The 23,772-nt window shown below is 65.6% G+C and carries 33 protein-coding genes; 2 read left to right on the top strand and 31 right to left on the bottom strand.

Annotation, left to right across the window (positions count from 1 at the left end):
- The first annotated feature begins 14 nt into the window (after positions 1 to 14).
- Positions 15 to 1,640: an amidase gene (locus J2Y70_RS00165; protein ID WP_309912135.1), complete on the top strand. Its 1,626-nt coding sequence runs from the start codon at positions 15 to 17 to the stop codon at positions 1,638 to 1,640.
- Between the two features lie 253 nt (positions 1,641 to 1,893).
- Here J2Y70_RS00165 and J2Y70_RS00160 read toward each other — a convergent pair whose 3' ends face one another.
- Together J2Y70_RS00160 and J2Y70_RS00155 are read right to left on the bottom strand one after the other, a co-directional pair.
- Entirely contained in the window at positions 1,894 to 3,060 is a 1,167-nt protein-coding gene (locus J2Y70_RS00160; RefSeq protein ID WP_309913194.1) for a mechanosensitive ion channel family protein, read from the bottom strand.
- Between the two features lie 519 nt (positions 3,061 to 3,579).
- A complete protein-coding gene (locus J2Y70_RS00155; RefSeq protein WP_309912133.1) occupies positions 3,580 to 4,977 on the bottom strand; it encodes a class II 3-deoxy-7-phosphoheptulonate synthase in 1,398 nt (465 codons plus the stop codon).
- A 220-nt stretch (positions 4,978 to 5,197) separates the two neighbouring features.
- On the opposite strand from J2Y70_RS00155, the gene J2Y70_RS00150 reads away from it, so the two are divergent.
- A complete protein-coding gene (locus J2Y70_RS00150) occupies positions 5,198 to 7,333 on the top strand; it encodes a TonB-dependent receptor (RefSeq protein WP_309912131.1) in 2,136 nt (711 codons plus the stop codon).
- A 203-nt stretch (positions 7,334 to 7,536) separates the two neighbouring features.
- On the opposite strand, the gene J2Y70_RS00145 is transcribed toward J2Y70_RS00150, so the two are convergent.
- The 29 genes from J2Y70_RS00145 to J2Y70_RS00005 all read right to left on the bottom strand — a co-directional run.
- Positions 7,537 to 8,049, bottom strand: a complete 513-nt coding sequence (locus tag J2Y70_RS00145) for a disulfide bond formation protein B (protein ID WP_263397413.1) — start codon at positions 8,047 to 8,049, stop codon at positions 7,537 to 7,539.
- A 177-nt stretch (positions 8,050 to 8,226) separates the two neighbouring features.
- Positions 8,227 to 8,613, bottom strand: a complete 387-nt coding sequence (gene rplQ / locus J2Y70_RS00140; protein ID WP_309912128.1) for a 50S ribosomal protein L17 — start codon at positions 8,611 to 8,613, stop codon at positions 8,227 to 8,229.
- Between the two features lie 293 nt (positions 8,614 to 8,906).
- Complete coding sequence (gene rpoA, locus J2Y70_RS00135; RefSeq protein ID WP_263397412.1) at positions 8,907 to 9,905, bottom strand: DNA-directed RNA polymerase subunit alpha; 999 nt, start codon at positions 9,903 to 9,905, stop codon at positions 8,907 to 8,909.
- Between the two features lie 50 nt (positions 9,906 to 9,955).
- Entirely contained in the window at positions 9,956 to 10,585 is a 630-nt protein-coding gene (gene rpsD / locus J2Y70_RS00130) for a 30S ribosomal protein S4 (protein WP_010340454.1), read from the bottom strand.
- 14 nt (positions 10,586 to 10,599) lie between these two features.
- Positions 10,600 to 10,992 carry a 30S ribosomal protein S11 gene (gene rpsK / locus J2Y70_RS00125; protein WP_003470632.1) on the bottom strand — a complete coding sequence of 131 codons (393 nt, stop codon included), beginning with the start codon at positions 10,990 to 10,992 and terminating at the stop codon, positions 10,600 to 10,602.
- A gap of 9 nt (positions 10,993 to 11,001) precedes the next feature.
- Positions 11,002 to 11,358 (bottom strand): 30S ribosomal protein S13, encoded by a 357-nt coding sequence (rpsM, locus tag J2Y70_RS00120; RefSeq protein WP_145701687.1) that lies wholly within the window; start codon positions 11,356 to 11,358, stop codon positions 11,002 to 11,004.
- A 339-nt stretch (positions 11,359 to 11,697) separates the two neighbouring features.
- A complete protein-coding gene (gene secY / locus J2Y70_RS00115) occupies positions 11,698 to 13,068 on the bottom strand; it encodes a preprotein translocase subunit SecY (protein ID WP_263397411.1) in 1,371 nt (456 codons plus the stop codon).
- A 7-nt stretch (positions 13,069 to 13,075) separates the two neighbouring features.
- The gene (rplO, locus tag J2Y70_RS00110; protein WP_003470637.1) at positions 13,076 to 13,519 is read right to left on the bottom strand and encodes a 50S ribosomal protein L15; all 444 of its coding nucleotides are present in this window, start codon (positions 13,517 to 13,519) and stop codon (positions 13,076 to 13,078) included.
- Positions 13,520 to 13,525: 6 nt separating this feature from the next.
- Positions 13,526 to 13,717, bottom strand: a complete 192-nt coding sequence (gene rpmD, locus J2Y70_RS00105; RefSeq protein WP_005408214.1) for a 50S ribosomal protein L30 — start codon at positions 13,715 to 13,717, stop codon at positions 13,526 to 13,528.
- Positions 13,710 to 14,255, bottom strand: a complete 546-nt coding sequence (gene rpsE / locus J2Y70_RS00100; RefSeq protein ID WP_104557639.1) for a 30S ribosomal protein S5 — start codon at positions 14,253 to 14,255, stop codon at positions 13,710 to 13,712. The genes rpmD and rpsE overlap by 8 nt, the downstream gene beginning before the upstream one ends.
- 157 nt (positions 14,256 to 14,412) lie before the next feature.
- Positions 14,413 to 14,772: a 50S ribosomal protein L18 gene (rplR, locus tag J2Y70_RS00095; RefSeq protein ID WP_003470642.1), complete on the bottom strand. Its 360-nt coding sequence runs from the start codon at positions 14,770 to 14,772 to the stop codon at positions 14,413 to 14,415.
- A 93-nt stretch (positions 14,773 to 14,865) separates the two neighbouring features.
- On the bottom strand, positions 14,866 to 15,393 hold the full coding sequence (gene rplF, locus J2Y70_RS00090; protein ID WP_263397409.1) for a 50S ribosomal protein L6: 528 nt from the start codon (positions 15,391 to 15,393) through the stop codon (positions 14,866 to 14,868).
- A 16-nt stretch (positions 15,394 to 15,409) separates the two neighbouring features.
- Complete coding sequence (gene rpsH, locus J2Y70_RS00085) at positions 15,410 to 15,808, bottom strand: 30S ribosomal protein S8 (protein WP_145701691.1); 399 nt, start codon at positions 15,806 to 15,808, stop codon at positions 15,410 to 15,412.
- 260 nt (positions 15,809 to 16,068) lie between these two features.
- Positions 16,069 to 16,374 carry a 30S ribosomal protein S14 gene (gene rpsN / locus J2Y70_RS00080; RefSeq protein WP_179570573.1) on the bottom strand — a complete coding sequence of 102 codons (306 nt, stop codon included), beginning with the start codon at positions 16,372 to 16,374 and terminating at the stop codon, positions 16,069 to 16,071.
- 110 nt (positions 16,375 to 16,484) lie between these two features.
- Positions 16,485 to 17,027 (bottom strand): 50S ribosomal protein L5, encoded by a 543-nt coding sequence (gene rplE, locus J2Y70_RS00075; protein WP_145701692.1) that lies wholly within the window; start codon positions 17,025 to 17,027, stop codon positions 16,485 to 16,487.
- 11 nt (positions 17,028 to 17,038) lie between these two features.
- The gene (rplX, locus tag J2Y70_RS00070; protein ID WP_009607346.1) at positions 17,039 to 17,356 is read right to left on the bottom strand and encodes a 50S ribosomal protein L24; all 318 of its coding nucleotides are present in this window, start codon (positions 17,354 to 17,356) and stop codon (positions 17,039 to 17,041) included.
- A 15-nt stretch (positions 17,357 to 17,371) separates the two neighbouring features.
- A complete protein-coding gene (rplN, locus tag J2Y70_RS00065; protein WP_003486699.1) occupies positions 17,372 to 17,740 on the bottom strand; it encodes a 50S ribosomal protein L14 in 369 nt (122 codons plus the stop codon).
- A gap of 14 nt (positions 17,741 to 17,754) precedes the next feature.
- Positions 17,755 to 18,024, bottom strand: a complete 270-nt coding sequence (gene rpsQ / locus J2Y70_RS00060) for a 30S ribosomal protein S17 (protein ID WP_263397408.1) — start codon at positions 18,022 to 18,024, stop codon at positions 17,755 to 17,757.
- A gap of 11 nt (positions 18,025 to 18,035) precedes the next feature.
- Positions 18,036 to 18,221 carry a 50S ribosomal protein L29 gene (gene rpmC, locus J2Y70_RS00055; protein WP_145701693.1) on the bottom strand — a complete coding sequence of 62 codons (186 nt, stop codon included), beginning with the start codon at positions 18,219 to 18,221 and terminating at the stop codon, positions 18,036 to 18,038.
- Positions 18,221 to 18,634 (bottom strand): 50S ribosomal protein L16, encoded by a 414-nt coding sequence (rplP, locus tag J2Y70_RS00050; RefSeq protein ID WP_003470657.1) that lies wholly within the window; start codon positions 18,632 to 18,634, stop codon positions 18,221 to 18,223. Before rplP ends, rpmC begins: the two co-directional genes overlap by 1 nt.
- 5 nt (positions 18,635 to 18,639) lie before the next feature.
- Entirely contained in the window at positions 18,640 to 19,374 is a 735-nt protein-coding gene (rpsC, locus tag J2Y70_RS00045) for a 30S ribosomal protein S3 (protein ID WP_003470660.1), read from the bottom strand.
- Between the two features lie 18 nt (positions 19,375 to 19,392).
- Complete coding sequence (gene rplV / locus J2Y70_RS00040; RefSeq protein WP_003470663.1) at positions 19,393 to 19,728, bottom strand: 50S ribosomal protein L22; 336 nt, start codon at positions 19,726 to 19,728, stop codon at positions 19,393 to 19,395.
- 12 nt (positions 19,729 to 19,740) lie between these two features.
- A complete protein-coding gene (rpsS, locus tag J2Y70_RS00035; RefSeq protein WP_003470666.1) occupies positions 19,741 to 20,010 on the bottom strand; it encodes a 30S ribosomal protein S19 in 270 nt (89 codons plus the stop codon).
- A 6-nt stretch (positions 20,011 to 20,016) separates the two neighbouring features.
- The gene (rplB, locus tag J2Y70_RS00030; RefSeq protein WP_046979791.1) at positions 20,017 to 20,844 is read right to left on the bottom strand and encodes a 50S ribosomal protein L2; all 828 of its coding nucleotides are present in this window, start codon (positions 20,842 to 20,844) and stop codon (positions 20,017 to 20,019) included.
- 10 nt (positions 20,845 to 20,854) lie between these two features.
- Positions 20,855 to 21,154: a 50S ribosomal protein L23 gene (gene rplW / locus J2Y70_RS00025; protein WP_003470672.1), complete on the bottom strand. Its 300-nt coding sequence runs from the start codon at positions 21,152 to 21,154 to the stop codon at positions 20,855 to 20,857.
- Positions 21,151 to 21,756 (bottom strand): 50S ribosomal protein L4, encoded by a 606-nt coding sequence (gene rplD / locus J2Y70_RS00020; RefSeq protein WP_047325541.1) that lies wholly within the window; start codon positions 21,754 to 21,756, stop codon positions 21,151 to 21,153. The genes rplW and rplD overlap by 4 nt, the downstream gene beginning before the upstream one ends.
- Positions 21,757 to 21,768: 12 nt before the next feature.
- Positions 21,769 to 22,419: a 50S ribosomal protein L3 gene (gene rplC, locus J2Y70_RS00015; RefSeq protein WP_046979794.1), complete on the bottom strand. Its 651-nt coding sequence runs from the start codon at positions 22,417 to 22,419 to the stop codon at positions 21,769 to 21,771.
- Between the two features lie 11 nt (positions 22,420 to 22,430).
- Positions 22,431 to 22,766, bottom strand: a complete 336-nt coding sequence (rpsJ, locus tag J2Y70_RS00010; protein WP_003470680.1) for a 30S ribosomal protein S10 — start codon at positions 22,764 to 22,766, stop codon at positions 22,431 to 22,433.
- 538 nt (positions 22,767 to 23,304) lie between these two features.
- Positions 23,305 to 23,772, bottom strand: a 468-nt coding sequence (locus tag J2Y70_RS00005) for an EF-Tu/IF-2/RF-3 family GTPase (RefSeq protein WP_309912105.1), incomplete at its 5' end; no start/stop codon positions are given.

The following is a 23,772-nucleotide window of genomic DNA, read 5'->3' as shown; positions in this document are numbered from 1 at the left end:
CCGGGAACCTGCCGATGCGCGTGCTGCCCGTCCTGTTGCTGTGCGGCGCCCTCGCTGGCTGCCGGCACGCCGCCCTGCCCGACATCGCCGCCATCGCACCGCAGCCCGCGCCAGCGGCGTTCGCCCATGCCGAAGCCGACATCGCCACGCTGCAGGCGCAGATGGCGCGCGGCACGCTCGACAGCGCCGGCCTGACCGCGGCCTACCTGCAGCGGATCGATGCGCTGGACCGGCGCGGGCCGGCGCTGCACGCGATCATCGAACGCAATCCGCAGGCTCTGGACGACGCGCGACAGCTGGACGCCGAGCGCCGCGCCGGGCACCTGCGCGGCCCGCTGCACGGCATCCCGCTCGTGCTGAAGGACAACATCGACGCGCGGCCGATGGCCAACTCGGCCGGCTCGTTGGCGCTGGCCGAGTTCCATCCGCCGCACGACGCGTTCCTGGTGCAGCGGCTGCGCCAGGCCGGCGCGGTGATCCTGGGCAAGAGCAACCTCAGCGAATGGGCCAACTTCCGCGCCAGCAAGTCCAGTTCCGGCTGGAGCGCGCGCGGCGGGCAGACCCGCAATCCCTACGTGCTCGACCGCAATCCCTGCGGCTCCAGCGCCGGCACCGGCGTGGCCGTGTCGGCGAACCTGGCCGCGGCCGGGATCGGCACCGAGACCGACGGCAGCATCGTCTGCCCGGCGGCGGTGAACGGCCTGGTCGGCTTGAAGCCGACCGTGGGCCTGGTCAGCCGCGACGGCATCATCCCGATCTCGGCCAGCCAGGACACCGCCGGGCCGATGACCCGCAGCGTCGCCGATGCCGCGGCGCTGCTGAGCGTGCTGGCCGCGCCCGACCCCGCCGACCCGGCCACCGCCGCGGCACCGCGCGCACCCGGCTACGACTACGCCGCGCACCTGCGCAGCGACGCGCTGCGCGGCGCGCGCATCGGCCTGCTGCCATCGCCGCTGACCCAGACCGCGGACATCGCCGCGGCGCAGGCGCGCGCGGTCGCCACGATGCGTGCGGCCGGCGCCATCGTGGTCGATGCGCAGATCCCCACCGCCGGGCAATGGGACGACGCCGAACTGACCGTCTTGCTGACCGAGTTCAAAGTTGGGCTAGAGCGCTACCTCGATACACGCAAGGCGCCGCTGCGCACGCTGGCGCAGCTGATCGACTTCAATCGCGCGCATGCCGCGCGCGAACTGGCCGCGTTCGACCAGGCGCTGTTCGAGCAGGCGCAGGCCACGCGCGGCCTCGACGACCCGGCCTACCTGCAAGCGCGGGAGAAGGCGAAATGCCTGGCCGGGCCAGACGGCATCGATGCGGCGCTGCGCGCGCAGCGGCTGGATGCGCTGATCGCGCCGACCACCGGCCGCGCCTGGAAGACCGACCCGGTCGGCGGCGACGACTTCCCCGGCGCCAGCTACGGCGCGGCTGCGGTGGCCGGCTATCCGAGCCTGACGGTGCCGATGGGCAGCAGCGACGGCCTGCCGCTGGGCCTGGTGTTCATCGGCAGCGCCTGGAGCGAGCCGCGCCTGATCGAACTTGGCTACGCCTACGAGCAGCACAGCCGCGCACGCACGCCGCCGACCTTCCTGCCGACGCTGCCGGCCCAGGCGCAATCTGCGCGGGCGACGGATGATCGATGACGCGGGTAGCGCCGCAAGAGCAGCGGAGGCGGCGACACAGCAACAGACGGCTGGCGAGGAACGCTTTTGTAGGAGCGGCTTCAGCCGCGACCGGGCGTTACCGGTAAAGCCCCGGTCGCGGCTGAAGCCGCTCCTACATTCATTGCCTGCGGGCAGATGAGTGAGATAAACAAGTCGTCAGGCGCCAGCAACAACGCATGCGCCGTGCAGCGCAACGCGACGACACAACACGCTAGCGCAACACACCTCAAGGCTACGCCGCATCCGGCTTCTGCTCGCCCGCATCAGGCGCCACTGTCGCCGCCGGCGCGCCGTCCTCGGCGCCCGGCGAACGCATTGCCGCCGAGTCGCTGGGGACAGCCGGCGGCCGCGGCGTACGCGCCGGCTCGGACGCGATCTGCGCACGCAGCGTCGGCAAGGCGTAGGGATGCTCGCGGGTCAGGAAGTCGATCATGCGTTCGCGCACGATGCAGCGCAGGTCGAACGCATCGCCGGAGTTGCGCGCACTGACCAGCAGGCGCACCTGGATCGTGCTCTCGCTGGTCTCGGTCACCTGGGTCACGCAGACGCGTCCGTCCCACAACGGCTCGCTCTTGCAGATCCGCTCCAGTTCCGCGCGCAGCTGCGCCATCGGCGTGCGGTAGTCCAGCCACAGGAACGCGGTGCCGAGCAGATTGGCGCTGCTGCGCGTCCAATTCTGGAATGGGTTCTCGATGAACCAGGTCAGCGGCACCACCATGCGCCGCTCGTCCCAGATCCGCACCACCACATAGGAACTGCCGATCTCCTCGATGCGGCCCCACTCGCCTTCGACGATGACCACGTCGTCGAGCCGGATCGGCTGGGTCAAGGCGATCTGCAGGCCGGCGATCAGGTTGCCGAACACCGGCTTGGCGGCGATGCCGGCGACCAGGCCGATGATGCCGGCCGAGGCCAGCAGCGTGGTGCCGATCTGCCGCACCGCGGGGAAGGTCAGCAGCACCACCGAGGTGCCGAGCAGGATGATCGTGCCCATCGCCACGCGCGCCAGCACCCGGGTCTGGGTCTGGACGCGGCGCGCGGTCAGGTTGTCGGCAACCTCGATCGGATAGCTGCGCAGGATCGCCCGCTCCAGCGCGGCGACGCCGCGCACCAGCAGCCAGGTCACGCAGCCGATCATGCCGATGTGCAGCAGGTGTTGCAGGTCGGCCAGCGCGCGATCGTCCAGCGGCGTGGACTCCAGCGCGAAGCTGAGCATCAGCATCGGCAGCAGGAACGCCATCGGCACGCTGATCACGCCGATGATGCGGGCACGCCGATAGTCGCGCCCGCGCATGCGCTGCGCGATGCGCAGCAGCAACCACCAGGCGAGGAAGCCGAGCACCACCGCCGCGCCGATCGGCAACGTGTAGGCCCGCCATGGGATCCAGTCTAGGTCCAGAGTCAAGATGCGCTCCTTGAAGGGGGGAGGAGTCGCGACAGTGTGACAAAGCAAGCATAAGCGCAGTGTCGAGCGCTGCGCCCCGGTACGAAGCGTGGCGTCATCGCGAGGCGTGCGGCACGGCGCGCATGCAGCGCTCGCTCATCGCGGAGGCGCAGCGCGTCGGCCTGGGGCACTCCATGACCGATGTGCGCGATCGCGCCATGCGCGGCTCCTGCCCGGCGGCAAGCAACTCGCACATGGCCCCGCAGCAGCCGCTGCAGACGATGCTTCTTCAGTTACATCCGAAGCTCTACGCAGCAGACGCGGCGCCTGCCGAGACCCGATGCGCCGACATCGCCAACCGGCACACGCAGCCCCCGTCGCGGGCCGCGATACCTGCGCATTGCAGGCCTGCATTTCGCGATGCCCGACATCGACGACTGCCAGCGCGTCACCGAGACCCATCGCCACCACATCGACGCCCGGCGCACGCAGCGCACCGGCAAGTGCGCTGCGGCGGCCGCGAAGCGCGCGTCGTCAGTCCGTCGTCAGCGGCACGCTGCGCCCGTTCTGCTTGCGCACGATCGCCAGCGCGATCTCCAGCGACTGCTCGTAGTTCAGGCGCGGATCCACGCTGGAGCGGTAGGCGCGCTCCAGGTCGCGTTCGGTCAGCTCGCGCGCGCCGCCGGTGCATTCGGTGACGTCCTCGCCCGTCAGTTCCAGGTGCACGCCGCCCAGCCGCGTGCCGGCCGCGGCATGGATGTCGAACGACTGCTCCACCTCGCCCAGCACGTTGTCGTAGCGCCGCGTCTTGTAGCCGTTGCTGGTGCTCTCGGTATTGCCGTGCATCGCATCGCACACCCACAGCACGCGGCGGCCGTCGCGCTTCACCGCGTCCAGCAGCGGCGGCAGCTTCTGCGCGATCTGCGCCGCGCCCATGCGATGGATGAAGGTCAGCCGGCCCGGCTCGTCCTCGGGATTGAGCACATCGATCAGGCGCAGCAACTGGTCCGGCTGCGCCGACGGCCCGACCTTGATCGCGATCGGATTGCGGATGCCGCGGAAATATTCCACGTGCGCGCCGTCCAGCGCGGCGGTGCGCATGCCGATCCACGGATAGTGCGTGCTGAGGTTGAACCAGCCCCACTGCCGCGGCACCTCGCGGGTCAACGCCTCCTCGTACGGCAGCAGCAGCGCTTCGTGCGAGGTGTAGAAATCGACCCGGTTGAGGTTGTACAGCTGCGCGCCGGCCAGCGTCTCCATGAAGCGCACCGCGTCGCCGATCGAGGCCACCATCTTCTGGTAGTCCTCGGCCAGCGGCGAGTAGCCGACCCAGCTCAGGTTCCAGTATTCGGGATGGTGCAGGTCGGCGAAACCGCCATCGATCAGCGCGCGCACGAAATTCATCGTCATCGCCGAACGCGAGTGCGCGGTGATCATCCGCTGCGGGTCGGGCACGCGCGCCTGCGCGGTGAATTCCGGGCCGTTGACCACGTCGCCGCGATAGCTGGGCAGGGTCACGCCGTCGCGGGTTTCGGTATCGGCCGAGCGCGGCTTGGCGTACTGGCCGGCGTAGCGGCCGACCCGCACCACCGGCAGGCGCAGTCCGTGCACCAGCACCAGGCTCATCTGCAGCAGCACCTTGAGCCGGTTGGAGATGGTGCCCGACTCGCAATCGCTGAAGTTCTCCGCGCAATCGCCGCCCTGCAGCAAGAAGCGCTTGCCCTCCTGGGCCTCGGCCAGCTGCTTCTTCAGCGCGAAGATCTCCCAGGAGGTAACCAGCGGCGGCAGATGGCGCAATTCGCCCAGCGTCGCTTCCAGCGCCTGCGCGTCCGGATACACCGGCATCTGCAGCGCGGGTTTGCCGCGCCAGCTGGCGGGCGTCCAGAGCGGCGGGACGGATTCGGGCGCGGCGGTGGGGACGGACAGGTTCATGAAAGGACTCCTAGGCAACCTGCGATGTTCGCAGAGCCTGGCCGCGACGCAAAGCACTTGCGCGTCGCCGGCGCCGCCATCGCAGCGCCGGTACCGCAGACATGAACGGCAAGCAACACCGGCATGCCGCCATGACTTCCGGCCTACGCCAGGGTCGCTGCGGAAGCAGATTGTTACTTAATAACAAAACATTCCCCCACTCCTCCCGGTCCGCACTGCCATGACTCCTCGCCCCCTCTCCGCCGCCATCGCCCTAATCCTGCTGGCCGCCCCCGGCCTCGCGCTCGCCGCCGATGCGGCCACTGCCGATACCGGCCCCGAGCGCACCACCGACCTGGATGCGGTCAGCGTCACCGCCAAGCTCGAAGCCGCGCGCAACGCGCTGTCGCCGGATATCGGCAGCAGCCAATACACGATCAACGCCGAGGACATCGACCGGCTGCCGCTGGGCGCCTCCACCCCGCTCAACCAGGTGCTGCTGCAGGCGCCGGGCGTGGTCCAGGATTCCTACGGCGGCATCCACGTGCGCGGCGACCACGCCAACCTGCAGTACCGCATCAACGGCGTGCTGATCCCCGAATCGATCTCCGGCTTCGGCCAGAGCCTGGACCCGCGCACGATCAAGAGCATCAAGCTGCTCGACGGCGCGCTGCCGGCGCAGTTCGGCGACCGCACCGCGGCGGTGGTGGACATCACCACCAAGAGCGGCGTGGAACTGGGCAACGGCGGCAGCGTCGGCCTCACCGGAGGCTCCTACGGCACGCTCAATCCGAACGCCTCCTGGTGGGGCAGCAGCGGCCGCTGGAGCTGGTTCGTCACCGGCGACTACGAGCAGAACAAGAACGGCCTGGAGAACCCGGTCGACAGCCGCAGTCCCGAGCACGACAAATCGCACCAGGGCAAGGGCTTCGCCGACCTCAGCTACCTGCTCGACGAGAACACCCGGCTCAGCCTGCTGGTCGGCTTCGCCAACAACCGCTTCCAGATCCCGAACAATCCCGGGCAGACGCCCGCGTTCGACTACCTGGGCACCACCGATTTCGATTCGTCCAGGCTCGACGAGAACCAGCGCGAGAACACCCGCTTCGGCACCTTGGTGCTGCAAGGCTCGCTCGGCGCCACCAGCTACCAGCTGTCGGCCGGGCAGCGCTACAGCAGCGTGGCGTTCTCGCCCGACATCGCCGGCGACCTGATCTTCAACGGCGTCGCCTCGCAGGTGGACCGCAGCAACCGCGCCAACACCGTGCAGGCCGATTTCTCCACCCCGCTCGGCGACGCGCACACCTTGCGCTACGGCCTGTACGGCAATTTCGAACACGCCATCGCCGGCAACAATTCCTACGTGTTCCCGGCCGATGCCGACGGCAACCAGGCCGGCAACGCGCCGCTGTTCATTCCCGACGCCAGCCGCTTCCACGCCAGCACCTACGCGCTGTATCTGCAGGACGAGTGGAAGATCGGCGACGACTGGACCGTGAATTACGGCGTGCGCGGCGACCGCTACAAGGCGTTCGGCACTACCGAAGGCCAGCTCAGCCCGCGCCTGGGCGTGGTCTGGCAAGCCAGCGCCGACACCACCGTGCACGCCGGCTATGCGCGCTACTTCACCCCGCCGGCCAGCGAGCTGATCTCCACCAGCGACATCGCCCTGTACGACGGCACCACCAACCAGCAGTCCACCGCCGGCGGCGCGACCACGCCGCTGAGCGAGCGCAGCGACTACTACGACCTGGGCATCTCGCAGGTGGTCACCGATCACCTGACCCTGGGCCTGGACACGTATTACCGCAAGGCCGACCGGCTGCAGGACGAAGGCCAGTTCGGCGCCGCCTACGTCTATTCCACCTTCAACTACCGCTATGGCCGCATCCGCGGCGCCGAATTCAGCGCCGACTACAGCAACGGGCCGGTCACCGCCTACTTCAACGCCGCCTACAGCAAGGCGATGGGCAAGCGGGTCATGACCAGCCTGTACAACTTCGACCCGGACGCGCTGGCCTACGCCTACGACAACTGGATCCACCTGGACCACGACCAGAAGTTCACCTCGTCCGGCGGCATCAGCTACGCGATCGACGACGCCAGCCGGGTCGGCGCCAACTATCTGTTCGGCAGCGGCCTGCGCACCGACACCGCCACCGTGCCCAACGGCGGCGAGCTGCCGTCGTACTTCCAATTGAATCTCAGCGCCGGGCACGACTTCGCGCTCGGCGCGCATCCGCTGCACACGCAACTGGCGGTGCTCAACGTCCTCGATCGCAGCTACCAGCTGCGCGACGGCGGCGGCATCGGCGTATTCGCGCCGCAATGGGCGCCGCGCCGCGGCGTGTACCTGAGCCTGCAGCAGGATTTCTGAGGCGGGATGGGAACAGGCCGCGCCCGGGAACACACGGGCCAGCCTGAATGCGCTGGCGGCAGCCAGCATATCCCTGTAGGAGCGACTTCAGTCGCGACGGGCTCTACCGGTAACGCCTGGTCGCGACTGAAGTCGCTCCTAAAGGGAGGCGACCGCCGCCCGCAGCGGCTATTGGCAACAGCGCACAGCGCCCCACGCAACACTCAGTGCAGCGAACGCCGCCTGGTCTTGAATCCGGCATACAGCGCGAACACCGCCAGCAGCACGAAGCAGATCAGGCACCACATCGGCATCGACAACCCCAGGAAGCGCCAGTCGATATTGCCGCAGTCGCCGGTCCCGGTCAGCACCCGGCGCAGCACCTCGAACGGTCCCAGCGTCTCGCGCAGGAAGCTCAGCGGCGGCCCGCAGGAGGCCATCGGATCGGGGAACAGCTGCACCGACACGTGCTTGGTGGAGATGCCGGCGCCGATCGCCGCGGCCAGGAACGTCAGCACCGCATAGATCTTGCGCCCGCCGCTGCGCGCCGGACCGTGCAAGGCGCCGAGCAGGAACAGCAGGCCCAGCGCGGCGAACGCGATGCGCTGGAAGATGCACAGCGGACAGGGTTCGATGCCGAGCTGCACCTGCACATAGATCGCGTAGCCCAGCAGCGCGGCGCAGATCAGAAAGCCGAGCAGGAACTGCGCGCGGAAACTCCAGCGTAACGGGTTCATCGGGTCGGGCTCACATGAACGATCCGGCATTATCCGCCATCGCCCGCCTCGCCACCATGTGCCGTGCGTCCACAGGCGCGGCGTGCCGCCGCGGCGCCCTTCGCGCAAAAACCCACCGCCCAGACGCAAAAAAGCCCGGACATGCCGGGCTTTCTGCTGACGCGGTGCGGGCCGGATTTACTCGGCCACTTCCTCGGCGATCGCGGTCGGGCGATCGACCAGCTCGACGTACGCCATCGGCGCGTTGTCGCCGGCGCGGAAGCCGCACTTCAGGATGCGCAGGTAGCCGCCCGGACGCGACTGGTAACGCGGGCCCAGCTCGACGAACAGCTTGCCCACTGCTTCCTTGTCGCGCAGGCGCGAGAAGGCCAGACGGCGGTTAGCGACGCCATCGACCTTGGCGATGGTGATCAGCGGCTCGGCGACGCGACGCAGCTCCTTGGCCTTCGGCAGGGTGGTCTTGATCAGCTCGTGCTTGAACAGCGAGGCCGCCATGTTGGAGAACATCGCCTTGCGATGGGCGCTGGTGCGGTTGAACTTGCGGCCGGATTTCTGGTGACGCATGGTCTTGATTCCTATGGAAAGTTGAAACTGCTGGAGATCGCTGTCGCCGTCCTGGCGTTGAACAATGGACTGCGGATGGTCCGAGCCGGCCGTCCCTGACCGGACAACGCCGCGGGCTTGAAGACCCGTCGGCGTAGTTGTGCAACTGATGCGGCGCGAGGCGCCGCGAAGGCGCCCCTGCTTCCATCCCTGGCGGTCTTACCCGGGCTCCGTGGAGCCCTGCCCGGCCATCCATGACCGGACCTGCAGCGTCCGTGGCCGATGCCGGTGCGGCATCGGCCAGGTGCGGCTGCTTAGCCGAGCATGCCGTGCTGGGCGACGCCGGCCGGCGGCCAGTTCTCCAGCTTCATGCCGAGCGACAGGCCACGCTGGGCCAGCACTTCCTTGATCTCGGTCAGCGACTTCTTGCCGAGGTTCGGGGTCTTGAGCAGCTCCACTTCGGTCTTCTGGATCAGATCGCCGATGTAGTAGATGCTCTCGGCCTTCAGGCAGTTGGCCGAACGCACGGTCAGTTCCAGATCGTCGATCGGACGCAGCAGCACCGGATCCACGCCGTTGCTGGCCGGCTTGGCCGCGCCACGGTCGCGATGGGTGAAGTCGCCGAACACCGACAGCTGATCGCTGAGGATGTCGGCGGCGGTGCGCACGGCTTCCTCGGCGTCGATGGTGCCGTTGGTCTCGATGTCCAGGACCAGCTTGTCCAGGTCGGTCCGCTGCTCGACGCGCGCGGATTCGACCGCGTAGGCGACGCGGCGCACCGGCGAGAACGACGCATCCAGGACCAGGCGGCCGATGGTGCGGGTTTCCTCGTCCGGACGGCGACGCGCGGCGGCCGGCTGGTAGCCGAAGCCACGCTCGATCTTCAGACGCATGTTGATCGCCGTATCCTTGGTCAGGTGGCAGATGACATGATCGTTGTTGAGGATCTCGACGTTGTGGTCGACCTTGATATCGGCAGCGGTCACGACGCCCGGACCCTGCTTGGACAGCGACAGCGTGGCGCTGTCGCCGGTATGCATGCGGATGGCCACGTCCTTGAGGTTGAGCAGGACTTCCAGCACATCTTCCTGCAGCCCTTCGACCGTGGTGTACTCGTGCAGCACGCCGTCGATCTCGACTTCGGTGATCGCGAAGCCGGGGATCGAGGACAGCAGCACGCGACGCAGGGCATTGCCCAGCGTGTGCCCATAACCACGCTCCAAGGGCTCGATTACGACCTTGGCGCGGTTGTCGGTAAGGCGTTCGATCTGCGGCCCACGGGGGCGCAGAACCTGGTTGGCGGTAACCGTCATGTTGCGGGTTCTCCTGACGAGCCTCCGTTGCCGGAGGCTCTCCAATGTGATTACTTCGAATACAACTCGACGATCAGCGCTTCGTTGATGTCAGCAGGCAGGTCCGCACGATCCGGCACGGCCTTGAAGATGCCGCTGAACTTCTTCGAATCGACCTCGACCCAGGACGGGTTCAGGTCGTGCGTTTCGGCAACGGTCAGCGCTTCCTGCACGCGAAGCTGCTTCTGGGCCTTTTCCGACAGGGCGATCGCGTCGCCGGCCTTGACCTGGTAAGAGGCCAGGTTCACCGACTTGCCGTTGACCAGCACGCCACGGTGCGACACCAGCTGGCGCGCGGCCGGGCGGGTGACGGCGAAGCCCATGCGGTAGACGACGTTGTCCAGGCGGGTTTCCAGCAGCTGCAGCAGGTTCTCGCCGGTGTTGCCCTTCTTGGTCGAGGCCTTCTTGTAGTAGTTGCGGAACTGACGCTCCAGCAGACCGTAGATACGCTTGACCTTCTGCTTCTCGCGCAGCTGGGTGGCGTAGTCGGACAGCTTGCCCTTGCGGGCGGTCGCGCCGTGCTGGCCGGGCTTCTGCTCCAGCTTGCACTTGGAATCCAGCGCACGCGCCGGGCTCTTGAGGGAAAGATCGGCGCCTTCACGGCGCGCGAGCTTACAGGTAGGACCGATATAACGAGCCATTTCTTATCGCTCCTTTAGACGCGACGCTTCTTCGGCGGACGGCACCCGTTGTGCGGGATAGGCGTCACGTCGATGATGTTGGTGATCTTGTATCCGACGTTGTTCAACGAACGGACGGCGGACTCGCGACCCGGACCCGGGCCCTTGATGCGCACTTCCAGCGACTTCACGCCGTAGTCGAGCGCAGCGCGCCCGGCCTTCTCGGCGGCAACCTGCGCCGCGAACGGCGTGGACTTGCGCGAACCGCGGAAACCAGCGCCACCGGAGGTCGCCCAGGACAACGCATTGCCCTGACGGTCGGTGATGGTCACGATGGTGTTGTTGAACGAAGCGTGGACGTGGGCGACGCCGTCGGTGACGACGCGCTTGATCTTCTTCTTGGTCTTTGCTGCTGCGGGCTTAGCCATGTCTGTCCCTTACTTCCTGATCGCCTTGCGCGGGCCCTTGCGGGTGCGGGCGTTGGTGCGGGTGCGCTGACCACGCAGCGGCAGGCCACGACGATGACGCAGGCCGCGGTAGCAGCCCAGGTCCATCAGCCGCTTGATGGCGATGCCCACTTCGCGACGCAGGTCGCCTTCGACGATGTACTTGCCGACTTCGAGGCGCAGGCGCTCGATTTCCGGTTCGGACAGGTCACGGATCTTGGTGGTCGAGGTCACGCCTGCGGCTTCGCAGACCTTCTTCGAACGGGTACGGCCGATGCCGAAAATGCTTTGCAACCCGACCCAGACGTGCTTCTGGGCTGGCAGGTTGACGCCTGCAATACGCGCCATGACGCGGTTCTCCAACTGAGTGATGGCCCGACGGCGCACTGCGGCGCCATCCGGCAGGATGGATCAAAAAGTGAACTTGTAAGTCTAGCAAGGTCTCGGGTTACATGGAAGCCCGTGGAACCTTTCGGTTCCGCAGGCCCGGCATGGGGAGTGTGCCCATGCTCCGGCGCCGGACGTCGTTGGCCAAGGTGAGGATCCACCTCGGCCGCCCGCGCTACTCCAGCGCAGGACCACCACGTCGCACCCACGCACGAGACCGCTGCATGGGCCGCCCTTCAAGTCGGAAGACTGCGCCCGGGAACCGGGGCGTCTTCGCGGAAGGAAGTCAAATTATAGCAATCAACCGCGGGCGAAACCGCCGCCGCGCGAGCCACCCTTGAGGTTGGCCTTCTTCAACAGGCTTTCGTACTGGTGCGACATCAGGTGCGCCTGGATCTGCGCGATGAAGTCCATCACCACCACGACCGCGATCAACAGCGAGGTGCCGCCGAAATGGAACGAGGTGCCGAGCTGCGCGCGCATGATTTCCGGCAGCAGGCAGACGATCACCAGGTACAGCGAGCCGGCCGCGGTCAACCGGGTCAGCACGCCGTCGACGTAGTCGGCGGTGGCCTTGCCCGGACGGATGCCCGGAATCAGCGCGCCGGACTTCTTCAGGTTGTCCGCGGTTTCCTGCGAGTTGAACACCAGCGCGGTATAGAAGAACGCGAAGCCGATGATCAGCGCGGCGAACACGATCATGTGCACCGGCTCGCCCGGGCCCAGCGCATTGGCGATGCGCTGCAGCCAGCTGCCGAAGGTGCTGTTGGAGGCGGCCTGGCCCGACCACATCGACAGCGTCGCCGGGAAGGCGAGGATGCTCGAGGCGAAGATCGGCGGAATCACGCCGGCCATGTTCAGCTTCAGCGGCAGGAACGAGGTCTGGTTCATGTACGCATTGCGGCCGCCCTGGCGGCGCGCGTAATTCACCGTGATTCGTCGCTGCCCGCGCTCGACGAACACCACGAACAAGGTGAAGGCGAGGATGGTCAGCACGATCAGCAGCAGCGAGATGAACTGCAGGTCGCCATTGCTGTAGGCCTCCAGCGTCTGGATCGCCGCCGCCGGCAGGCCGGCGACGATGCCGGCGAAGATGATCAGCGACACGCCGTTGCCGATGCCGCGTTCGGTGACCTGCTCGCCGACCCACATCAGGAAGATGGTGCCGGCGGTCAACGCGATCACCGCGGTGAGCACGAAGCCCATGCCCGGCGCGTACACCACCGGTGCGCCGCCCGGTGCGGTCTGGTTCTGCAGCGCCAGCGCGATACTGCCGCCCTGCACCACCGCCAGCAACACCGCGCCGATGCGCGAATATTGGGTGATCTTGCGTCGGCCGGATTCGCCTTCCTTCTGCATCGCCTTCAGCGACGGGAAGATGTGCGTGGCCAACTGGATCACGATCGATGCCGAGATGTACGGCATCACGTTCAGCGCGAAGATGCTGAAACGGTGCAGGGCGCCGCCCGAGAACATGTTGAACATGTCCACGATGCCGCCGCCCTGCGCCTGCATCAGCGCAAGCATGGCTTCGGGATTGACGCCCGGCACCGGCACATAGCAGCCGATGCGGTAGACAATCAATGCGCCGAGAACGAACAACAGGCGCTGGCGAAGTTCCGTGAACTTGCCGAGCCCGCCGCCGAGGTTACCCATGCCAGCCTGCGCCATCTGCGTGTTACTCCTGCACGCTGCCGCCGGCAGCTTCGATTGCCGCCTTGGCACCGGCGGTCGCGGCGATACCCTTGAGCACGAACTTCTTGCTCAGCTCGCCCTTGAGGACGACCTTGGCCTTCTTCGCGGTGCTCGGGACCAGCTTCGCAGCGCGCAGCGCGGCGAAATCGATCTCGCCTTCCGGCAGGTTGTCCAGCTGGTAGGACAGCACTTCGGCAGTGTCCTTGGCCATCTTGGAACGGAAGCCGATCTTCGGCAGACGGCGCTGCATGGGGGTCTGGCCGCCTTCGAAGCCGGCCTTGATCTTGCCGCCGCCCTTGCGCGCGAACGAACCCTTGTGGCCGCGGCCGCAGGTCTTGCCCAGGCCCGAACCGATGCCGCGGCCGACGCGGGTGCGCTCGGTACGCGCGCCTTCGGCGGGCTTCAGATCATTCAGATGCAAAGTCATGGTCGCTTACTCCTCAACCTGGACGAGGTACTGAACCTTGTTGATCAGGCCGCGTACCTGCGGGCTGTCCTTCAGTTCACGCACATCGTTGAGCTTGTTCAGGCCCAGCGCACGCACCGACAGGCGGTGACGCGACTGGGTACCACGAAGGCCGCGCACCAGGCGCACCTTCACCGTCTTGTTGGACTCATTAGCCATGGTTGAGTTCCTCCACCTTCTTGCCGCGCTTGGCCGCGATGCGCGACGGCGACTGCATGTCTTCCAGGCCGCGCAGCGTGGCGCGCACCAGGTTGATCGGGTTGCGCGAGCCGACCGCCTTGGCCAGCACGTTCTTGACGCCGACCGCTTCCAGCACGGCGCGCATCGCGCCGCCGGCGATGACGCCGGTACCTTCCGAGGCGGGCATCATGAACACGCGCGCCGCGCCGTGGCCGGACTTCACCGGGTGCCACAGGGTGCCGTTGTTCAGGTCGATGTTGAGCATGCCCTTGCGCGCATATTCCATCGACTTCTGGATCGCGACCGGCACTTCGCGCGCCTTGCCGTAACCGAAACCGATCTTGCCGTTGCCGTCGCCGACCACGGTCAGCGCGGTGAAGGTGAACTGGCGACCGCCCTTGACCGTCTTGCTGACGCGGTTGACCGCGACCAGCTTTTCGATCATGCCATCGTCGACTTTCTCTTCGCGGTTGCGGTCGCGATCACGACCCCGCGGTGCACGCTGTTCTTCAGCCATTGTGTATTCCTTGGTAGTTGAAAGATTTACGGCTTGCATGCCGCTTGTAGTTGTTGACTGGAACCGTGTTCCCCGGACGCGCGCAGAAGGCGCGCCAAGGTCCGATGCGGCCCGCATCGGCAGGTCGGGCGCGGCGTGGACGCCGCACCCGCAAGGATCAGAACTGCAGGCCGCCTTCGCGCGCGGCGTCGGCCAGCGCCTTGATGCGGCCGTGGTAGCGGTAGCCCGAGCGGTCGAAGGCGACCTTCTCGATGCCCGCGGCCTTGGCGCGCTCGGCGATCAGCTTGCCGACCTTGACGGCCGCCTCGCTGTTCTTGCCGCTCTTCAGGCCGTCCTTGACGTCGGCCTGCAGGGTGTTCGCCGCAGCGATCACCTTGGAGCCGTCGGCAGTGAAGACCTGCGCGTACAGGTGCTGGCCGGTGCGCAGCACCGACAGGCGGGCGACGCCGAGTTCGCGGATGTGCGCACGGGTCGACTTGGCGCGGCGCAGGCGGGCGATGTTCTTGTTGATGGTCATGATATGTGTCCTACGGAAGCGGATCGACTTTGGGCGAGAGACCTGTCGGATTCCCGGCCATGGATGGCCGGGTTCCTAGCAGAGCAACCTGCCTTATGCCTTCTTGGCTTCCTTGCGAATGATGACTTCACCGGCGTACTTCACACCCTTGCCCTTGTAGGGCTCCGGCGGACGGAAACCGCGGATCTTGGCGGCGACTTCGCCGACGCGCTGCTTGTCGGCGCCCTGCACCACGATCTCGGTCTGAGTCGGGGCGGTCAGGGTGATGCCTTCCGGCGCCTTGAACACGACCGGATGCGAGAAACCGAGCGCCAGGCTCAGGTCCTTGCCCTGCATCGTGGCACGGTAACCGACGCCGACCAGCTCGAGCTTGCGCTCGAAGCCTTCGGACACGCCGTGCACCATGTTCGCCAGGATCGCGCGGACGGTGCCGGTGATGGCGATCTGCGACGGGTCGTTCGCCGACAGCGTGGCGACACCGTTTTCCTGCTGGATTTCAACGCCAGCCGGCTTCGGCAGCGACAGGGTGCCCTTCGGGCCCTTGACGCTCACCAGCTCGGGCTGGACATTCAGTTCGACGCCCTTCGGGAGGGAGATCGGCTTCTTGGCTACGCGGGACATTTACTTACTCCTTCCCTTAGGCCACGAAGCACAGGACTTCGCCACCGACGCCGGCCTGACGGGCCTGCGCATCGGTCATGATGCCCTTGGACGTGGAAATGATGGCAACGCCCAGGCCGCCGAGAACCTTCGGCAGCTCGGCCTTACCGCGATACTGGCGCAGACCCGAACGGGACACGCGCTTGAGCGTATCGATGACCGGACGGCCCTCGAAATACTTCAGCACGATTTCCAGCTCGGACTTGTTGTTCTCGATCGCGTTGACGCGCAGGTCGCTGATGTAGCCTTCGGCCTTCAGCACTTCTGCGATCGCAACCTTGATCTTGGAGGACGGCATTTTCACCGTCGGCTTGCCAACCGCGGCCGCATTCTTGATGCGGACCAGCAGGTCGGCGATGGGATCAGTCATGCTCATGGTGTCTACCTTTGAGTGCACCGATATCCGCTTTCGCGAAAATCTTGTGATGTGTAGCTGTGGAATGACGCAGTGATGTGCAGCGTGAAGCGTCCTGGAGAAGGCCAGGGCCTGGTCCCGCCATCACCCGCTGGGCGCAGGCAAGGAGCGGGATTATACGACAAAAAGTCCGACTTGCGTCGGACTCGTTGACTGAACAGCAAGCGGGCGTGCGACCGCCCTGCCCCGGGCTCCGCGAACGGAGCCGGGACCGCCGGTTGTTACCAGCTGGCCTTGCGCAGGCCCGGCACGTCGCCGTTCATCGTCGCCTTGCGCAGCATGTTGCGGCCGAGGCCGAACTTGCGGTACACGGCGCGCGGACGACCGGACAGCTCGCAACGGGTGCGCTGGCGGCTCGGCGACGAATCGCGCGGCAGCTTCTGCAGCTTGACCACCGCGTCGGCCTTCTCGTCGTAGGACGAGCTGTCGGCGGCGATGATCTTCTTCAGCGCATCGCGCTTGTCGGCGAACTTCTTCGCCAGCTTCTTGCGCTTGATGTCGCGGTTGACCATGGAGGTCTTTGCCATCTGTAAATCCTCGGGATTCGAGATTGGGGATTGGAGATTCTCAGGAGCCGGGGCTTGGAGGGCGACGCCCTGCCAATCCCGAATCCCGAATCCCAAATCCCGGTTGTCAATCAGTTACGGAACGGGAACTTGAACGCTTCGAGCAACGCCTTCGCTTCGGCGTCGGTCTTGGCGGTGGTGGTGATGGCGATATCCATGCCGCGGATCGCATCGACGGCGTCGAAGTCGATTTCCGGGAAGATGATCTGTTCCTTCACACCCATGTTGAAGTTGCCGCGACCGTCGAACGAACGACCCGAGACACCGCGGAAGTCGCGCACGCGCGGCAGCGAGATGTTGATCAGGCGATCCAGGAACTCGTACATCTTGGCGCGACGCAGCGTGGTCTTGCAGCCGATCGGCCAACCATCGCGGATCTTGAACGACGCCACCGAGATACGCGACTTGGTGACGACCGGCTTCTGGCCGGAGACCTTGGCCATGTCGGCCACGGCGTTTTCCAGGATCTTCTTGTTCGTCGCCGCCTCGCCCACGCCCATGTTCAGCGTGACCTTGACCAGCTTCGGCACTTGCATCGGATTGGTGTAACCGAACTTCTTCATCAGAGCCGGCACCACTTCTTCCTTGTAGATCTTTTCGAGACGGGAATTCATTGTGTCATTCCTCAGGCGTCGAGCGCCTCACCGCTGGAGCGGAACACACGCAGTTTGCGTCCATCCTCCAGCACCTTGAAGCCAACGCGCTCGCCCTTGCCCGTTGCCGGGTTGACGATCGCCACGTTGGAAATATGGATCGACGCTTCACGCTCGACCACGCCGCCGGCAACGCCTGCCTGCGGGTTCGGCTTGGTGTGGCGCTTGACGATGTTCGCGTTGGAGACGATCACGCGATCGCCGTCGACGCGGACGATTTCGCCCTGCTTGCCCTTGTCCTTGCCGGTAGTGACGACGACCTGGTCGCCCTTCTTGATACGGTTAGCCATGTGTATGTCCTCCGCTCACAGCACTTCAGGAGCGAGCGAGACGATCTTCATGAACTTCTCGGAACGCAGCTCGCGGGTAACAGGCCCGAAGATACGCGTGCCGATCGGCTCCTGCTTGTTGTTGAGCAACACCGCAGCGTTGCCGTCGAAGCGGATCAGCGAACCGTCGGGACGACGCACACCCTTGCGGGTACGCACCACGACGGCGTCGTAGACTTCGCCCTTCTTGACCTTGCCGCGCGGGATCGCGTCCTTGACGGTGACCTTGATGATGTCGCCAATGTGCGCGTAGCGGCGCTTGGAGCCGCCGAGCACCTTGATGCACATCACTTCCTTGGCACCGGAATTGTCGGCGACGTCGAGGTAGCTCTGCATCTGGATCATGATTCAGATCTCCCTTATTCGGCCGAACGGGTGACGATTTCGACCACCCGCCAGTTCTTGGTCTTGGACATCGGCGCAATCTCGGTCACCCGCACCAAATCGCCTTCGTTGCAGGCGTTGTCGGCGTCGTGGGCGTGGAGCTTGGTCGAGCGCTTGATGTACTTGCCGTACAGCGCATGCTTGACCTGACGCTCCACCAGCACGGTGACGGTCTTGTCCATCTTGTTGCTGACGACGCGGCCTTCGACCGTGCGCAGCGTCTTGCTTTCGTTAGTGTCGCTCATGGCGGCCATCCTTACTTCGTGCTGCCGATCAGGTACTTCACGCGAGCAATCTCGCGGCGCACCCGGCGGGTTTCGTGGGTCTTCGGCAGCTGCCCGGTGACCTGCTGCATGCGCAGGGCGAACTGCTCCTTGCGCAGATCGGTCAGGTGGGACTTCAGATCGTCAGCCGACTTCTCGCGGAGTTGTTTGATGTCCATCAGCGTACCGTCCGGGTCACGAAGGTGGTGGTCACCGAAAGCTTGGCAGCGGCCAGGCGGAACGCCTCGCGCGCGACATCTTCGCCGACGCCTTCGATTTCATAGATCATGCGGCCGGGCTGGATCTGGGCGACCCAGTACTCGACGTTGCCCTTACCGGAGCCCATTCGCACTTCGATCGGCTTCTTGGTGATCGGCTTGTCCGGGAACACGCGGATCCACATCTTGCCGCCGCGCTTGACGTAGCGGCTGATCGAGCGGCGCGCCGCTTCGATCTGGCGCGCGGTCAGCTGACCGTGCGCGGTGGCCTTCAGCCCGTACTCGCCGAAGCTGACGGCGTTGCCGCTCCATGCCAGGCCGTCGTTACGGCCCTTGTGCATCTTGCGGTATTTGGTTCGCTTGGGTTGCAACATTGCCGTTACCTCGCTTCACGAGCCGGACGCGACGGACGGTCACCACGGTCGCCGCGATCGTTACGATCGTTGCGCGGGGAATCGTCCTGCTTTTCCTGGCCAACCTGGGAGAAATCGAAGATCTCGCCCTTGTAGATCCATACCTTGATGCCGATGATGCCGTAGGTCGTCTTGGCTTCAGCGAAGCCATAGTCGATGTCGGCACGCAGCGTATGCAGCGGCACGCGGCCCTCGCGGTACCACTCGGAACGGGCGATTTCCGCACCGTTCAAGCGGCCGGCGACGTTGACCTTGATGCCCAGGGCACCCAGGCGCATCGCGTTGCCGACCGAGCGCTTCATCGCGCGGCGGAACATGATGCGACGCTCCAGCTGCTGCGCGATCGACTCGGCGACCAGCTGCGCATCCAGCTCCGGCTTGCGCACTTCGGTGACGTTGATGTGGGCGGGGACGCCCATCATCTCGCTCACTTCCTTGCGCAGCTTCTCGATGTCCTCACCGCGCTTGCCGATCACCACGCCCGGACGGGCGGTGTGGATCGTCACGCGCGCGGTCTTGGCCGGACGCTCGATCAGGATCTTGCTGATGCCCGCCTGCGCCAACTTCTTGCGCAGCATTTCGCGAACCTTGAGGTCGGCTGCCAGGTAACCGGCGAACTCGCCCTTGTTGGCGTACCACTTGGAATTCCAGTCCTTGGAGACACCCAAGCGGATTCCAATCGGATGAACTTTATGACCCATCGTCTTTTCCTTTCCGCTTTACTTGGCGGCGCCCACAACCACAGTGATGTGGCTGGTGCGCTTGAGGATGCGGGTACCGCGGCCTTTCGCCCGCGCCATGAAACGCTTCAGGGTCGGACCTTCATCAACCATGATGGTCTTGACCTTCAGCTCGTCGACATCCGCGCCCTGGTTGTTCTCGGCATTGGCGATCGCCGACTCCACCACCTTCTTGATCAGGTGGGCAGCCTTCTTATCCGAGAACTTCAGCAGGTTGACCGCCCGCTCGGCGGAAAGACCGCGCACCTGGTCGGCGACCAGGCGGGCCTTCTGCGGGGAGATGCGCGCAGTGCGCAGGATTGCTTTCGCTTCCATCGTCATCTCTCCTTACCGGCTCGACTTCTTGTCGCCACCGTGACCCTTGAAGGTCCGGGTGACGGCAAATTCGCCGAGCTTGTGGCCGACCATGTTCTCGTTGACCAGCACCGGAACGTGGTTCTTGCCGTTATGCACGGCGATGGTGAAGCCCACCATCTCCGGCAGGATCATCGAGCGACGCGACCAGGTCTTGATCGGACGCTTGCTGCCGGCCGCGGCCTCCACCTTCTTGACGAGGTGGTGATCGACGAACGGGCCTTTCTTGAGTGAACGTGCCATGGTCGATTAGCCCCTACGATCGCGGACGATGAATTGTTCGGTGCGCTTGTTATGGCGCGTCTTGTAACCCTTGGTCGGCACGCCCCACGGGGTGACCGGATGCGGATTACCCTGACCGGCCTTCGCCTCACCACCACCGTGCGGGTGATCGACGGGGTTCATGGCCGCACCGCGAACGGTCGGACGCACGCCGCGCCAGCGCTTGGCGCCCGCCTTGCCCAGCTTCTCGAGGTTGTGCTCGTCGTTGCCGACTTCGCCGATCGTGGCGCGGCACTCGACCGGCACCTTGCGCATTTCGCCGGAGCGAAGACGCAGGGTGGCGTAGATGCCTTCACGCGCGACCAGCTGCACCGCGGCGCCGGCAGCGCGCGCGATCTGCGCGCCCTTGCCAGGCTTCAGCTCGATGCCGTGCACCGTCGTACCGACCGGGATGTTGCGCAGCGGCAGGGTGTTGCCCGTCTTGATCGGCGCATCCGAACCCGCGATCACCTGATCGCCGGCCTTCAGGCCCTTCGGCGCGATGATGTAGCGGCGCTCGCCGTCGGCATAGCACAGCAGGGCGATATGGGCGGTGCGGTTCGGATCGTATTCGATCCGCTCCACGCGCGCCGGAATGCCTTCCTTGTTGCGCTTGAAGTCTATCAGGCGGTAATGCTGCTTGTGGCCACCGCCGACGTGACGGGTGGTGATGCGGCCGTGGTGGTTACGACCACCGGACTTGCTCTGCGGCTCCAGCAGTGCCGCGTGCGGCGCGCCCTTGTGCAGATCGGGCGTGACCACGCGCACGGCCGAACGACGGCCGGGAGAAGTGGGTTTGAATTTCATCAATGGCATGGGATGGACCTCAGGCCTTGGCCGTTACGTCGATGGACTGGCCTTCGGCCAGACGCACGTACGCCTTGCGCCAATCGCCGCGACGACCGCTGCGCGAACGGAAGGACTTGTTCTTGCCCTTGACGTTCAACACGTTGACCGACTCGACCTTGACGTCGAACAGCTGCTCGACCGCGGCCTTGACATCGGCCTTGGTGGCTTCGCTCGAGATCTCGAAGACGTACTGATTGGAGAGTTCCTGCAGGCGCGCGGTCTTTTCGGAGACACGCGGGGCACGCAGCACGCTGAAGATTTTTTCGTTGCTGCTCATGCCAGCCACTCCTCGACCTTCTTGACCGCATCGGCGGTGATCACGACCGTATCGGCCCCGACCAGCGACACCGGATCCAGGCCCTGCACGTCACGCACTTCCACGTAGGGAAGGTTGCGCGCCGACAGGTACAGATGCTCGGACGCCTCTTCGGTCACGATCAGCGGGCGCTTGCCCACTTCCAGACCCTTCAGCTTCTCGATCAGATCCTTGGTCTTGCTGGCCTCGACGTCGAACGCGTCGACGACCATCAGGCGACCCTGGCGGTTGAGCTCCGAAAGGATCGCGCAGATCGCGGCGCGATACATCTTGCGGTTCACCTTCTGCTCGAAGCTGCGCGGCTTGGCCGCGAAGGTCACGCCGCCGCCGACGAAGATCGGAGCGGTCAGCGCGCCGTGGCGAGCGCCACCGCCCTTCTGCTTCTTCGACTTCTTGGTGGTGCCGTTGACTTCCGAACGCGTCTTCTGCGCCTTGGTGCCGGCGCGGCCGGCGTTGCGATAGGCGACGACGACCTGGTGAACCAGATCCTCGCTGAAATCGCGACCGAACACGGCGTCGGAGACCGAAACCTTGTTGTTGCTACCCGTGATAACGAGTTCCATCGTCATCTCTCCTTATGCCTTGCTAGCCGGACGCACGATCACGTCGCCACCGGCAGCGCCAGGCACAGCGCCGCGAATGGCGATGAGGCCACGCTCGACGTCGACCTTGACCACTTCCAGATTCTGCGTGCTCTGCTGCACCGCGCCCATGTGGCCGGACATCTTCTTGCCCGGGAAAACGCGACCCGGGGTCTGGCGCTGACCCAGCGAACCCGGCGCGCGATGCGACAGCGAGTTACCGTGGGTGGCATCGCCCATGCGGAAGTTGTACCGCTTGATGGTGCCCTGGAAACCCTTGCCCTTGGTGACGCCCTGGACGTCGACCTTCTGGCCGACCTCGAAGATGTCCGCCTTGATCTCGCCGCCGATGGCGTAATCGCCCAGCTGCGCGTCTTCAACGCGGAACTCCCACAGGCCGCGACCGGCTTCGACCTTCGCCTTGGCGTAGTGGCCGGAGGCAGGCTTGTTGACCAGCGCGGCGCGACGGGCGCCCACGGTGATCTGCACGGCGCTGTAGCCGTCGCTTTCGACGGTCTTGAGCTGGGTGATGCGGTTCGGGGTCGCTTCGATCAGGGTGACCGGAATGGAGCGGCCGTCTTCGGTGAAGACGCGGCTCATGCCGGCCTTGCGGCCCACGAAGCCCAACGAATATTTCTTCGTCATGGTCGTAGTCCTCAGGTCAACTTGATCTGGACATCGACGCCCGCCGCGAGCTCGAGCTTCATGAGCGCGTCCACGGTCTTGTCGTTAGGGCCGATGATGTCGAGCACGCGCTTGTGCGTGCGGGTCTCGTACTGGTCGCGCGCGTCCTTGTCGACGTGCGGAGAAACGAGAATGGTGTAGCGTTCGATCTTGGTCGGCAGCGGGATCGGGCCGCGCACTTGCGCGCCGGTCCGCTTCGCCGTCTCAACGATCTCGCTGGCCGAACGGTCGATCAGACGATGATCGAACGCCTTCAGCCGAATCCGGATCTTCTGATCCGCTTTCTGACCGGTCTTTTGCTCCGCCATGGCGGTGGGTTCCTTCGTTAAAAGAGCGACGGGCAAGGCCTCTGGGATACCTGCCCCGATTATTTCCTGATGTGTATACCGCCGAGCATCCAGCTGGCGAGGGCCATTCCTCCGCCCAAAAACTGAGGCAGACCAGTTACCCGGCCTGCCCAGACGGAAAAGTATAATGCGCAGCTACAGCACCGTCAACAGCGCGAGGCCGTTGAGTGCTCCATGCAACGCGACCTTCCCGGTCTGCGAACACGAGGGGCGTCCTGCCTCTCTTTTCGCGGTGTATCCGGCGCCCTACCCAGGAACGCCGAGCCGCGCATTATAGCGACTGTTTCACCCGCCCGCAACATCCCGCAGCTACGAATCGCACGATCCGTATTCGTCCGCAAAAACCCACCGGCCACAAACGACGAAAGGCCGGCAGATGCCGACCCTTCGTTGCGACCGCCAGCCGAAGCCGCGGTCATTGTTGGCCGGATGCCCCATCGAGGGCGGCCGGCACATCATCGTCAGACGCGCCCGGCGACCGAAGTCGCCGGAGCGGGCATTACTTGATGATCTTGGCGACCACGCCGGCGCCGACGGTGCGGCCACCTTCGCGGATCGCGAAACGCAGGCCTTCGTCCATCGCCACCGGGTTGATCAGCGTGACCACCATCTTCACGTTGTCGCCCGGCATCACCATCTCGACGCCTTCCGGCAGCTCGCAGGCGCCGGTGATGTCGGTGGTGCGGAAGTAGAACTGCGGACGGTAGCCCTTGAAGAACGGGGTGTGGCGGCCGCCCTCGTCCTTCGACAGCACGTACACCTCGGCTTCGAACTCGGTGTGCGGCTTGATCGAACCCGGCTTGCACAGCACCTGGCCGCGCTCCACGTCGTCACGCTTGGTGCCGCGCAGCAGCAGACCGGCGTTGTCGCCCGCCTGGCCCTGGTCCAGCAGCTTGCGGAACATTTCCACGCCGGTGACCGTGGTCTTCTGCGTGGCGCGGATGCCGACGATTTCGATTTCGTCGCC

It is taken from the genome of Xanthomonas sp. 1678, assembly GCF_031455575.1.
GTDB lineage: Bacteria > Pseudomonadota > Gammaproteobacteria > Xanthomonadales > Xanthomonadaceae > Xanthomonas_A.
The sequence above is the reverse complement of the archived record's forward strand: the minus strand, read 5'-3'. Positions and strand labels throughout refer to the sequence as shown.